Source organism: Dyella thailandensis (assembly GCF_050749815.1).
In the GTDB taxonomy this organism is placed as follows: Bacteria; Pseudomonadota; Gammaproteobacteria; order Xanthomonadales; family Rhodanobacteraceae; genus Dyella_A.
Window position 1 is genome coordinate 810,090 of the sequence record NZ_CP192735.1, and the last position, 12,178, is coordinate 822,267.

At 67.2% G+C, this 12,178-nt stretch carries 13 protein-coding genes; all 13 read left to right on the forward strand.

The window, feature by feature from the left end; genetic code table 11:
* The first annotated feature begins 541 nt into the window (after nucleotides 1-541).
* The 13 genes from ACQVBX_RS03600 (at nucleotide 542) to ACQVBX_RS03660 (ending at nucleotide 12,164) form a co-directional block, all read left to right on the forward strand.
* On the forward strand, nucleotides 542-703 hold the full coding sequence (locus ACQVBX_RS03600; RefSeq protein WP_431636544.1) for a hypothetical protein: 162 nt from the start codon (nucleotides 542-544) through the stop codon (nucleotides 701-703).
* Nucleotides 704-1,209: 506 nt separating this feature from the next.
* Nucleotides 1,210-1,689, forward strand: coding sequence for a hypothetical protein (locus tag ACQVBX_RS03605; RefSeq protein WP_431636545.1), 480 nt, complete (start codon nucleotides 1,210-1,212; stop codon nucleotides 1,687-1,689).
* Nucleotides 1,690-2,123: 434 nt separating this feature from the next.
* A complete protein-coding gene (locus ACQVBX_RS03610) occupies nucleotides 2,124-2,381 on the forward strand; it encodes a hypothetical protein (RefSeq protein WP_431636546.1) in 258 nt (85 codons plus the stop codon).
* 331 nt (nucleotides 2,382-2,712) lie between these two features.
* Entirely contained in the window at nucleotides 2,713-3,147 is a 435-nt protein-coding gene (arr, locus tag ACQVBX_RS03615; RefSeq protein ID WP_431636547.1) for an NAD(+)--rifampin ADP-ribosyltransferase, read from the forward strand.
* Nucleotides 3,148-3,491: 344 nt separating this feature from the next.
* On the forward strand, nucleotides 3,492-4,061 hold the full coding sequence (locus tag ACQVBX_RS03620) for a DUF6496 domain-containing protein (RefSeq protein WP_431636549.1): 570 nt from the start codon (nucleotides 3,492-3,494) through the stop codon (nucleotides 4,059-4,061).
* Between the two features lie 93 nt (nucleotides 4,062-4,154).
* Complete coding sequence (locus ACQVBX_RS03625; RefSeq protein ID WP_431636550.1) at nucleotides 4,155-4,574, forward strand: heavy metal-responsive transcriptional regulator; 420 nt, start codon at nucleotides 4,155-4,157, stop codon at nucleotides 4,572-4,574.
* Nucleotides 4,574-7,135 carry a heavy metal translocating P-type ATPase gene (locus ACQVBX_RS03630; RefSeq protein ID WP_431636551.1) on the forward strand — a complete coding sequence of 854 codons (2,562 nt, stop codon included), beginning with the start codon at nucleotides 4,574-4,576 and terminating at the stop codon, nucleotides 7,133-7,135. Before ACQVBX_RS03625 ends, ACQVBX_RS03630 begins: the two co-directional genes overlap by 1 nt.
* Nucleotides 7,136-7,742: 607 nt before the next feature.
* Nucleotides 7,743-7,907: a hypothetical protein gene (locus ACQVBX_RS03635; RefSeq protein ID WP_431636552.1), complete on the forward strand. Its 165-nt coding sequence runs from the start codon at nucleotides 7,743-7,745 to the stop codon at nucleotides 7,905-7,907.
* 65 nt (nucleotides 7,908-7,972) lie between these two features.
* Nucleotides 7,973-8,380 (forward strand): ketosteroid isomerase-related protein, encoded by a 408-nt coding sequence (locus ACQVBX_RS03640; protein ID WP_431636553.1) that lies wholly within the window; start codon nucleotides 7,973-7,975, stop codon nucleotides 8,378-8,380.
* 4 nt (nucleotides 8,381-8,384) lie between these two features.
* On the forward strand, nucleotides 8,385-8,981 hold the full coding sequence (locus ACQVBX_RS03645; RefSeq protein WP_431636555.1) for a GNAT family N-acetyltransferase: 597 nt from the start codon (nucleotides 8,385-8,387) through the stop codon (nucleotides 8,979-8,981).
* 21 nt (nucleotides 8,982-9,002) lie between these two features.
* A complete protein-coding gene (folC, locus tag ACQVBX_RS03650) occupies nucleotides 9,003-10,289 on the forward strand; it encodes a bifunctional tetrahydrofolate synthase/dihydrofolate synthase (RefSeq protein ID WP_431636556.1) in 1,287 nt (428 codons plus the stop codon).
* Nucleotides 10,290-10,378: 89 nt separating this feature from the next.
* Nucleotides 10,379-11,416 (forward strand): SPOR domain-containing protein, encoded by a 1,038-nt coding sequence (locus ACQVBX_RS03655; RefSeq protein ID WP_431636557.1) that lies wholly within the window; start codon nucleotides 10,379-10,381, stop codon nucleotides 11,414-11,416.
* 31 nt (nucleotides 11,417-11,447) lie between these two features.
* Entirely contained in the window at nucleotides 11,448-12,164 is a 717-nt protein-coding gene (locus tag ACQVBX_RS03660; protein WP_431636558.1) for a CvpA family protein, read from the forward strand.
* The last annotated feature ends 14 nt before the right edge of the window (nucleotides 12,165-12,178 follow it).

Below are 12,178 nucleotides of genomic sequence, written 5' to 3' on the forward strand. Positions count from 1 at the left end.
AAAAATCTAGTCAAGCACGGCTCAAACTACACACGTCCTGTGCGCCCCGAGAACCTGTTCGCGTAGGTTCTAACCAGTCATTCAAGCGGACGGCTCCGCCGCCGCTTAACTCAAGCGTTAGGCATCAAGGAGCACCATGGACATCCACCGGCAAAAGCGAACCGCTTGGGGTCAGCCCAGTGCATTCGTGTGGTTCTTTGTGAGCTGCACTCTCATCGGACTGGCAGCCGCCTCTCGCTGGCGCGCACTCGACATCGCGTTCGCCTTGGTTTGGATAGCCTTCCTAGTGGTCGGTTCCCTTGTAGTTCTGTGGCGCGCGTGGAAACATCATGGTGAACCCGGCACGGCCAAACTTGGGCAGCTTGCAGCACTGCCTCGTAGCTGGCGGTTGTGGGTGCTCGGAGAGACCAAGAATGGTAATCCCGAGTAACCGGCAAACCGGCACATTGCCTAATCAATCATTCGCGGCGGACGGCTGCGCCTCCGCTCAATTCCAGCGTTAGGCTGCAGAGGCCGGCGCTCCACGATCAAAGGAATGAACATGAGTAGCACCACCAAAACTACTGCCGCCAACTACGTTGCACGGCATTGGAAAGAGATACGGCTTGCACTATTCCTCCTTGCGTTCGCTTCTGTCTGGCTGGGAGCCGATCATGTAAGCCGCTTCTTTGCTGGCTTCTTTGATGGTGCTGCTGGTGGGTAATGTCGCTACTCGGGTGACGCTGCCTAACAGGTTGTTCGAGGCGGACGGCTACGCCGCCGCTCAACTCCAGCGTTAGGCCTCAAATGAAGCGTCATTGGGTTCTGCTGCCTTACATCACAGTGCTCGCGATGTCCGGCTGCTACGGTCCAGAGTCGCTGGGCAACAAATCCGACTGGGCTGCGCTTCAGGGCGTGGAGTACGAGCGACGAGCGCAAGTTCTAGGCGCGCCATTTGTGCTTCAGGTTGGGGACTATCGTGTTGCAGGCATTCCACAGTCGAAGGCGCAAGGAAATGTCTGGGTTCTTCTTAACCCCAGCGCAGACGAACCGCTTTACAAGCAGCTACCCGCAGGCAATTACACACTCACTGCCAAGCAGCTCGCTGCGTTCGGCCCGGTCGATCCCGGCGTACTAGCCCAGCTCCGCCTACATGTGCGAAGGTGAGGCCTAACAATTCGTTCATAGCGGACGGCTACGCCGCCGCTCAACTTCAGCGTTAGGCCTCATATGGAAGTTGCCGCACGCTCAAACGCCTCAATGTTTCTCGCTCACACGGTCGAGCCTACAGTTGCGGAGTTCGAGAAGGCGCCCTACGACATCCGTCGCGGCAGGCTCGCTGCAATTGTCCTTTATCACATGGCAGACCGTTTCGCGCTCGACGGTTTCGCGGGCCGCGAGCGCAAGCTCATGGACCAAGATATCGCGAATGTGCGTACGGGCGTACAAGCCAAGTGTCCAGATTTCGCAATAATCCGAGACGTGGCAGATGCGTCTAAACATGCGAAGTTGGCTTCCTCAAACAAGGTTCCGCGCCAGCTCTCATCGGCAGAGCAATTGTCGGCCGCCCCCGGAGTCTTTCAAGCACTGTTCGGCTATGGTGTGTTCGCCGAGGCAGCGGAGGTTATCGTCACGTTGGATGACGGCACCACGCTCTCTTTGCTGCCCGCCGTCCGCACAGTCCTTGCTACATGGAGGTCGATGCTTTGACCCATCGCGCTAAGATGAGGCCTTACCACTCGTCCAAGCGGCCGCGCGAAAAGCTGCGCGCCGCTTAGCTCAGCGTTAGAGCTCAGATGCACACCTTCGTAAATTCCGTTTTCTGGATATCCATTACTGGCTTCGTAGCCACGTGGTTTGTTGGCGTTTGCTTCTGGGCATGCATGTTTGCGGTACGCAAGCAGCACGGGCGCCTTCGTTGGCAGGAGGTGTCGTTGCGCGGGCAGCTCGTGTCTTCGCATCCTGCCGCCCGCTACATGCGCGGCTTCATGTGGAGCCTTTTGGTTGCTTCTGTTTGGTGGTGCCTTGGCCTCGCTTCTGGTTTGTCCTCGGGCATACTTCACTAGCGAGTAGCGCTCTAACCACTCGTTCAAGGCGGACGGCTTCGGCACCGCTTAACTCCAGCGTTAGACACAGGGAGAGTTATGGATATTTCTTGGGGAAAAACATTGCCGGTCTGGTGGAGTATCGCGTGGCGCGGTTTGATCTACGGCATTCTTGGAGGCTTCGTACTGGGTTTTATTGGCGGCTTCATCGCCGCAATGATGCACTCACCGGAGCGCGCTCCGCTCTACGGATTGGTCGGTGGCTACATCGCCAGCATCCCTGCATCGATGTTGGCGGTGAAACAAGCCATCACTAAGCATCTTCCTGCGTTGGCGAGCCTTGTCAGTGCCGTCTAACTATTCGTCTAAGCGGACGCCGCACCGGCGCCGCTTAACTCCAGCGTTAGGGCCAGATCATCCAGTCAGGGGCAGAGTCGGCTTTCTGCGGTGCTCAATGTCCCCGTAGCGATCAGGGGCGGGGCGAGTCCTGATGGTTTCGCCCAAGCGGCGAGGACGATACTCGCGATAGTGCGCACCCGCGACCACACGTTGCCTTCGCACAAAAAAAGGAGGCGCACTGCGCCTCCCACCATCAATTTATATCCGCCATCCGGGCTTGCGGCAAGGCGCGCGCCGTGACCTAGCATCGCCGCCCTGCCGATGGGGCAGGAAGCATGAGGCGGGGTGGATGATGCATGACGACGAGTGGGTCGCGGTTTCCCATGCGAACTGCGAGCACGTGGCGGGGCCGTTCTATCACGGGACGCGGGCGGATCTTTCCGTCGGCGATCTGCTGACGGCGGGATTCACCTCCAACTACGACGAGCGGGTGGTGATGAACCACGTCTACTTCACCGCCATGGCGAAGGGCGCGGGGTTGGCTGCTGAGATGGCGCGTGGAGAGGGGCGACCGCGGGTCTATGTGGTGGCACCCACTGGCGCGTTCGAGGATGACCCGAACGTCACCAACAAGAAATTCCGCGGCAACCCGACACGGTCGTATCGGAGCGCACTGCCGCTGAAGGTTGTGGGCGAGCTGGACAGCTGGGAGCCGTATGACGCGGAGTTCATTGCCGAGCTGCGGCGTCGCGTCGGGGAGGGCATGGGAGAAATCATCAACTGAGGATGGCGGAGCCCTCGTCAGTGGTGGGTCGCCTGGAGTTGCGATTTGAAAGGCGCTGGACTGGAGTCGCGATTTGAAAGGCGCTGGAGCCGAGGCGCGGAGGGGCGCGCAGGTGTTCTGTGCAGGGTGCACGACCGCGTGCAGGCGCCGAGGCGTTCGAAGTGAGAGGGCCTTCTCCGACGGCCTGGCCCATGCGGACCCGCGTGCGCACGCTTTGTCGAGAAGCTTCGTAGGATGCCGGATCGGCGGGGATGAGCGCGTTTCGGTTCTTCTCACATCCTTGCCCACCGATTCACACGCGCGGCCGCACTCTGCGGCTTTCCACCGACGCGGAGGATCGAGCCATGCCGAGCAAGAGCGCCATCCAGCGAGCCCGCAAGGACAAGCGTGAGGGCAAGTCGCCGAGCACGCAGGCGGGGGAGTTCGTACGCGAAGAGATTGAGCACGTGCGCGAGGGCAAGCACGGGGCGCGGTCGACCAAGCAGGCGATCGCGATTGGGCTGTCCGAGGCCCGCCGGGCCGGCGTGGATGTGCCGGCCAAGGGCAAGGCTGCGAAAAAATCCTCGGCGAAGAAGTCCGCCGCCAAGAAGTCCTCAACGAAGAAGTCGGCAACGACGAAGTCCGCCAGCAAGAAGGCGGCCACCAAGAAAACGGCCGGCAAGAAGACGGCCAGCAAGTCGTCCGAGACGAAGGCTACCCGTAGCCGCGCCGCCACCAAGGCGCTGAAGAAGGAAGGCAGTGCGGCCGCGTCCAAGCGCGCGCTGTCGCGCCAGAGTCATCAGGCAGCAGCCAAGCGCTCCGCGGCCGATCGCAGCGCTGCGGCCAAGAAGGCGGCGCGCACCAAGGGGGCGAAGGGACGCTCCGCCGCCGCCAAGAAGGCTGCACGGACGCGTGCGCGTCGCGCCAAGGACTAGGCCGGGCGCACGGGGATGCACGCTGCTGGAGCGTGAGCGGGTGGGCGCAAGCGCTTGACTCTGGACCTGGATCAAGGGTCTAGAGTGCTGCCCATGAACACATCGAGCTCGCTCACCATCGGTGCCGTCGCCAAGCGCGCCGGCGTGCCCATCGACACCATCCGTTACTACGAGCGCGAGGGCCTGCTGCCCGTGCCGCTGCGCCGCGCCTCGGGCTATCGCAGTTACGGCGAAAGCACGGTGGCGCAGCTGCGCTTCATCCGCCGCGCGAAGGCGCTGGGTTTCACGCTGGAGGAAATCCGCGATCTGCTGGCGCTCTCGGCCGATCGCCAGCGCGGCGTGAAAGCCGTGAAGCAACGCGCCGAGGAGCGGCTAGCGGCGATCGAGACCCGCATCGCCGAGCTGCAGCGCGTGCGCGATGGCCTGGTGGAGCTGGTCGCCTCGTGTCCCGGCCACGGCGCGCCCGAGGACTGTCCGATCCTGCGCGCGCTCAACGACGAGGAGAACCTCTGATGGAGCACGCAGCCTCCTGCTGCCACGGCGGCCCCCCTTCCGCCACGGCGATCGATCCGGTCTGCGGTATGACGGTGGACACCAAGGCCGGCAAGCCGAGCGCCGTGCATGAGGGCCGCACCTTCCATTTCTGTTGCAGCGGCTGCAAGGCGAAGTTCGAGGCCGACCCGGCGAAGTACCTGGCGGAGAAACCGGCCAGCGGCGGTGGCTGCGGCAGCAAGGCGGATGCACCGGCCGGGCACGACCACACACACGGCCATGCCAGCGACGACACTCACGCGGTGAAGGACCCGGTCTGCGGCATGAGCGTGGATCCGCACACGGCCAAGCATCGCGCCGAGCATGGCGGCCGCACCTACTATTTCTGCGCCGCGCGCTGCCGCGAGAAATTCGTGGCCGAGCCGGAGGCGTATCTCGGCGCGCGCAAGGCCGCGCCGCCGTCGCCGGCCGGCGCGATCTACACCTGCCCGATGCATTCCGAGGTGCAACAGGTGGGCCCCGGCGACTGCCCCAAATGCGGCATGGCGCTGGAGCCGATGATGCCCACCGCCGAGGACGACGGCAGCGAGCTGAAGGCGATGGCGCGCCGCTTCTGGACGCTGGTGGCGCTTACCGCACCGGTGTTCGTGGTGGCGATGCTGCCGCACCTCTCCGGCTGGCATCCGCCGGCGCCGTGGGACCGCATGTTGGCCTGGACCGAGGCGCTGCTGGCCAGCGTGGTGGTGCTGTGGGGCGGTGCGCCGTTCTTCCGTCGTGGTTGGAACTCATTACGACCGTGGTCACCGAACATGTACACGCTGATCGCGCTGGGCACCGGTGTGGCGTGGGTCTACAGCGCAGTGGCGTTCCTGGCACCGGGCGTGTTTCCTGCGAGCTTCCGCGACATGCACGGCCGCGTGGCGGTGTACTTCGAATCGGCGGCGGTGATCGTGACGCTGGTGATGCTGGGCGACTTCCTCGAACTGCGCGCGCGCCGGCGCACGGGCGAGGCGCTGAAGGCGCTGCTGGGGCTGGCGCCGAAGATCGCGCACCGGGTGGATGCCGACGGCCGCGAGACCGACGTGTCGCTGGACGCTGTGCAGCCGGGCGACACGCTGCGCGTGCGGCCGGGCGAGAAGGTGCCGGTGGATGGCGTGGTGCTCGATGGCAACAGCCACGTCGACGAGGCCATGCTCACCGGTGAGCCGATGCCGGTGGCCAAGGCAGCGGGTGACGCGCTCACCGGCGGCACGGTCAACCAGGACGGCACGGTGCTGATGCGCGCGGAGAAGGTCGGCAGCGAGACGGTGCTGTCGCAGATCGTGGCGCTGGTCGCGGCGGCCCAGCGCAGTCGCGCGCCGCTGCAGCGGGTGGCCGACAAGGTGGCGGCGTGGTTCGTGCCGATCGTGGTGCTGTGCGCAGTGCTGGCCTTCGCTCTGTGGGCCTGGCTGGGGCCGGACCCGCGCATGACGCGCGCGCTGATCGCCGCTGTGTCGGTGCTGATCATCGCCTGCCCCTGCGCGCTGGGCCTGGCCACGCCGATCTCGATCATGGTGGCCAGCGGTCGCGGCGCGCACCTGGGCGTGCTGTTCAAGGATGCCGGCAGCATCGAGGCGATGCGCGACATCGACACTCTGGTGGTTGACAAGACCGGCACGCTGACCGAAGGCAAGCCGGCGCTGCGCGAGCTGGTGCCGTTGGGTAATGATGGTTCGCACGATGCACTGCTGGCGCTGGCCGCTGCGCTGGAGTCGCCCAGCGAGCACCCGCTGGCCCGCGCCATCGTGCGTGCGGCGGGCGACCGCGATCTGCCGGCGGTAGAGGATTTCCGCAGCGTGACCGGGCAGGGCGTGCAGGGCCGCGTCGACGGCCAGGCCGTGGCGCTGGGCAACCTGGCGATGATGCGGGCGCTGTCGGTCGAGGTCGGTGGCGAAGCATCGGGCCACGCCGACCGTCTGCGCGGCGACGGTGCCACGGTGATGTATCTCGCCGTCGACGGCACGCTGGCCGCGCTCATCGCCGTGGCCGACCGGCTGAAGGACGGCGCGGCCGACGCGGTCCGCCGGCTCCACGCCGAGGGCATGCGGCTGGTGATGCTCACCGGCGACCACGCGCTGAGCGCGCAGGCGGTGGCGCGCGAGCTGGGCATCGACGAAGTGCATGCCGAGGTATCACCGGCGGACAAGGCGGAGGTGGTGCAGTCGCTGAAGAAAGCCGGCCGTCGCGTGGCGACGGCCGGCGACGGCATCAACGACGCCCCGGCGCTGGCCGCCGCCGACGTCGGCATCGCCATGGGCACCGGCACGGACGTGGCGATGGAAAGCGCCCAGGTGACGCTGGTGAAGGGCGATCTGGCCGGCATCGTGCGGGCGCGGGCGCTGTCGCGCGCCACCGTGCGCAACATCCACCAGAACCTGTTCTTCGCCTTCGTCTACAACGGCATCGGCGTGCCGCTGGCGGCCGGTGCGCTGTATCCCTGGCTGGGCTGGATGCTGTCGCCGATGGTCGCCGCACTGGCGATGAGCTTCAGCTCGGTGTCGGTGGTGAGCAACGCGCTGCGGTTGCGGCGGGTGGCGTTGTAGCGCTGCAACGGTCGAAAAAAGCGTCCCCCTCACCCCAGCCCTCTCCCCCGAACGGTGGAGCCGTTCAGGGGAGAGGGAGCGGAGCCGGCGCCTAACGCTCGTTTGTGGCGGTTGGTGTGGTGACGCAGCCGCCTAGGGGATAAGAGCAAAGCAGGGCGCGCGGCGCTTCTTTAGCCCTCTCCCCTGAGCGCGCTCGGGGGAGAGGGTTGGGTGAGGGGGTGCACGGACTTGCCCCCATATTCAAGCGACGCGCGCTCCATCGCTCGAGAATCATGCGCCTCGAGCTTTGTGCGGATCCGCTTGCGAATCTTTTTCGTCGGCGGAGTCTGCAAGGCTTCGACTTCAGCCATGCTCAGCAGCGGGCGGATCTCCAGTCCGCTTAGTCGCGGGAAGGACATGCATGACCCAGGCGGTGCTTAGTCGAGATCGTCGACCTTGTGAGTCATGAAGTCGCCGACCGACTCTCCTGGCAGCAGGGCAGCGCTCAACATCTTCCGCGCCTAGCGGCTGACGCCTGTCACCCCCGATCGCTGACGACCGCCGCTGCCGCATCGAGGGCGTTTTTCCGATGCTTGCTTCGTCGCCGAGTCGGCGAGGGAGCCTCACCATGAACACCGTCAACGACACCCGCAGTGCGCTCGATCGCCACCTTCCCCTGCTGCTCGGCCTGCTCGCCGCGCTGCTTGCGGGCAAGGCGCTGAAGAAGCTGTTCTGGACCGCCTTCGGCATGTACTGGGCGCTGCGCGCCAGCGGCATCCACCTGTTCGGTTGAACGGGCGCCGGGTCGGTGCGATGGCTTAGAATCCGCGCCTCACCATCGACCCGGAAGCGCCCGCCATGTCCGACGCCATCGCCCTCATCCAGCGCTACTACGACGCGTTCAACCGCGGCGACTGGGAGGCGATGCTGGACTGCCTCACCGACGACGTGGCGCACGACCTCAACCAGGGCGGCCGCGAGCACGGGCGCGAGGCGTTCCGCGCGTTCCTGGCGCGGATGAACCGCAGCTATCGCGAGCAACTGCAGAAGATCGTGGTGATGGCTTCTGCCGACGGGCTGCGCGCCGCCGCCGAGTACGAGGTGCACGGCAGCTACCTGGCCGACGACGAGGGCTTGCCGCCGGCGCACGGTCAGCGCTACGTGCTGCCGGGCGGCGCGTTCTTCGACCTTCGCGATGGGCGCATCAGCCGCGTCAGCAACTACTACAACCTCGCCGATTGGATCGCCCAGGTTTCCGGCGGCTGAGTCGATGAACCTGCGCGTGATCACTTGCGTCGGCGCGGCGGTGACGCCGCATCTGGACGACCTGGCGCGGCTGCGTATCGCGGTGTTCCGAGACTGGCCGTACCTGTACCAGGGCGACCCCGCCTACGAGCGCCGCTACCTGGCGGCGTATGCGAACTCGCCGCGCAGCGTGTTCGTGCTGGCGCTGGATGGCGACATCGTCGTCGGTGCCTCCAGCGGCATTCCGCTGGCCGACGATGGCGAGGCGTTCCAGTTGCCGTTTCGCGCGCGCGGCATGGCGGTGGACGAGGTGTTCTATTTCGGTGAGTCGGTGCTTCTGCGCGACTACCGCGGGCAGGGTATCGGCCATCGCTTCTTCGACGAGCGCGAGGCACACGCGCGAGCGCTCGGCGGTTTCACGTGCACGGCGTTCTGCGCGGTGGAGCGCGACGCGGACGATCCGCGCTGCCCTCCGGGCCACCGCCCCAATGACGCGTTCTGGACCAAGCGCGGTTACCGGCGCCAGGACGACCTGTTCTGCACGCTGTCCTGGGCCGAGCCCGAGGGGGCGACCGAGCGGGAACATCGTCTGCGCTTCTGGTTGCGTCCGCTGGACGCCTGACTTTCTCATTCCGGATTACCGATGACCCGCTCCCTCGCCGAATGGCTCGCCTACCAGGAAGGCGTCAACCCGCGCAGCATCGAGCTGGGCCTGGATCGCGTGCGTGCCGTGTGGCAACGCATGGGCGCGCCGCGCATCGCGCGGCATGTGATCACCGTGGGCGGCACCAATGGCAAGGGCTCCACCGTGGCGCTGCTCGAAGCGATGCTACAGGCCGCGGGCAAGCGCACCGGCGCGTTCACCTCGCCCCACCTGCTGGCCTACAACGAGCGTGTGCGTATCGATGGGCGCGACGTGGACGACGCGAAGCTGGTCGGATCGTTCGAGCGCATCGAGAGCGCCCGCCTGCAGGGGGGCGAGGCGCCGATTCCGCTGACCTACTTCGAATTCGGCACGTTGGCCGCGCTGGACCTGTTCGCCCGCGCCGGCGTCGATGTGGCCGTGCTGGAAGTGGGGCTGGGCGGGCGACTCGATGCGGTGAACATCATTAATGCCGACATGGCGGTGATCACCACGGTCGACCTGGATCACGTGGATTGGCTGGGGCCGGACCGCGACAGCATCGGTCGCGAGAAGGCGGGCATCGCGCGTGCGGGCCGGCCGGCGATCGTGGGCGAGACGCAGCCGCCGAACGGCCTGCTCGCCGCGCTGGCCGCGATCGGCGCGCGGGTGGAGCGCGCGGGCGTGGATTTCCATGTCGAGCGGCTCGACCACGGCTGGTGTTGGCGGCATCGCGACGGCACGGCGATGCAGCTGCCCGATCCCGCGCTGGCCGCGCCGGTGCAATACGCCAACGCGGCGGCGGCGATCGCTGCACTGCATGGGCTCGATGCGGGCGTGCTGGGTGCCGAGCCGCAGCGGGCGGTGGCCGCGGCGCTGGGGCGCGTGAGCGTGGCCGCACGGCTGCAGTGCCTGGGCGGCGATCCGTCGCTGTACGTGGACGTGGGGCACAACCCGCAGGCGGCGCGCGCGCTGGCGCAGTGGCTGGATGGCGCGCCGCACGGGCGCGTGCATGCGGTGTTCGGCGCGCTGGCGGACAAGGACGTGGCCGGCGTGCTCGCCGCGCTGGGGCCGCGCATCGCGCACTGGCATCTGGCCGGGCTGGATCACGATACCTCGCGCGGGCTGCCGGTGCAGGCGCTGGTGGATATCCTCCACGCCGCGCTGCCTGGGGCAGCGCACGACGCCCACGCCGGTGTCGCACCCGCGCTGGCGGCGGCGCGCGCCGCGGCTGTGCCGGGCGACTGCATCCTCGCCTTCGGTTCGTTCTTCGTGGCCTCGGCCGTACTCGCGTCCGGCGTCGCCTGAACGCGACGCGGGTGGATTTTCGGAAGAGCTGGCGCGGCCGGGTATAATTCCGCTGCTGTGCGTCGCGCCTGCCCATCCTGGAGCCCGTCTTGAAAACTCGCCTGCTGGGAGCTTTTGTTCTCATCGCGCTGCTCGTGCTGTTCGTGCCGATGTTCTTCCCAAGCAGCCCGCCCACGGCTGCCGGCGATCAGACGGTGAGCTTGGCCATTCCGCCGGCGCCGGACCGCGACCTGCAGACCAAGACCATGAGCCTGGATCCGGACGCTGCCGCGCCCGCTGCGGCAGCCAGCGCGGGCGCCGTGGTGATCCCGGCGGCCAATGCCGGTGGCAGCAGCGATCAGCTGGCCACGGTCGACATCCGCTCACGTCGCCCCACCGACGTGGAAACGGGCGACGGTGCGAGCACGGCGGCGACGCCAGCACCCACGCCCGCCGCACCGGCCGCGGCGACGCCTTCGCCCGCTAACCCGCCGCCGGCCGCGGCGCCTGAGCCGGCGACGGTCAAGCCGGCCGCCAGTGAGCCGGTGATCAAATCGCACTCGCCCGCAGCCGAGCCGTCCAAGGCCAGCGCTCCGGCGCTGCCGCCGGCCACCGCGGCACGCGGCAACTACAGCCTCAACCTCAGTGCCTATGCGTCCAGCGCGGGGGCGCGCAGTCTGATGCAGCGCGTGCAGAAGCTGGGCTATCCGGTGAGCAGCCGGGTGATCCAGCAGGGCGGCAAATCGCTCACCGCGGTGGAAGCGGGGCCGTTTGCCACGCGCACGGCCGCGGAAAGCGCGCGACTGAAGATCACCCAGAGCATCGTCGGTGTGCCGGTGCGGCTGGAAAGCGGTGCCAGCACGCCGTCCGGCGACGAGCCGGCCAGCACGGCGCCGAAGGCGTCCGCGCGCGCCGGTGGCTGGGCGGTGCAGGTGGCTGCGATGAGCAGCCAGGCCGACGCCAATGCGCTGCGCGACAAGCTGCGCGCCGGCGGGTTCGACGGTTTCGTCGACTCCGTGGTCGCCGGTGGCAAGAAGCTCTGGCGCGTGCGCGCCGGGCCGCAGACCCAGCGCAGCGATGCCGAGCGTGTGCGCGACCAGATCAAGTCCAAGCTTGGTCTGGCCGGCAACGTCGTCAGCGTCCCCTGATCCACGCCCGCCGCCCCGGACCCGCCGCAGGATGAACTGGACCGATTACTTCATCGCCGGCGTGCTGGCCGTATCCGTGCTGATCGGCCTGTGGCGCGGGCTGGTGGCCGAGGTGCTGTCGCTGGCGATCTGGATCGGCTCGATCTGGGTCGCCTGGGCATTCGGTCCGAGCGTGGCGGCGTATTTCGAGCACAGCATTCACACGCCCGAGTTGCGGTTGGTGACCGGCTACGGCATCTGCGTGGTGGCGGTGCTGATCGTCGGCGCGTTGGTGAATGCGATCTTCCGCCGGCTGGTGGCCGGCGCGGGGCTGTCCGGCCCGGATCGCGCGCTGGGCATGCTGTTCGGTTTCGCCCGCGGCGTGCTGCTGGTGGCGCTGATGGTGTTCCTGCTCGGCTTTACCGCGGTCACCCGCGAGCCGTGGTGGCGCCAGTCGCTGCTGTTGCCGCAGTTCCAGACCGTGGCGATCGCCGTCGGCCACCACCTGCCGGCCAGCACCGCGCGCTACCTGCACCCGTCGCCCGAGGTGCTCGACGGCCTGCCCAAGCTGCCTGAGATGTCCGGCGCGGCCAACCTGCAGGGCGTGCGCAACATGCTCGACGCCCGTGGCGCCAACAGCACGCCGTCGCTGGGCGACCTGCAGGCCGCCTTGCGTGGCCAACCCGGCGCACCCACATCGTCATCTTCTGCGTCCACGCCAGCGGCCCCCACCACGGCGGACCCGGCGGACGTCTCCTCGCATCCGTAATCGCAACACCCACG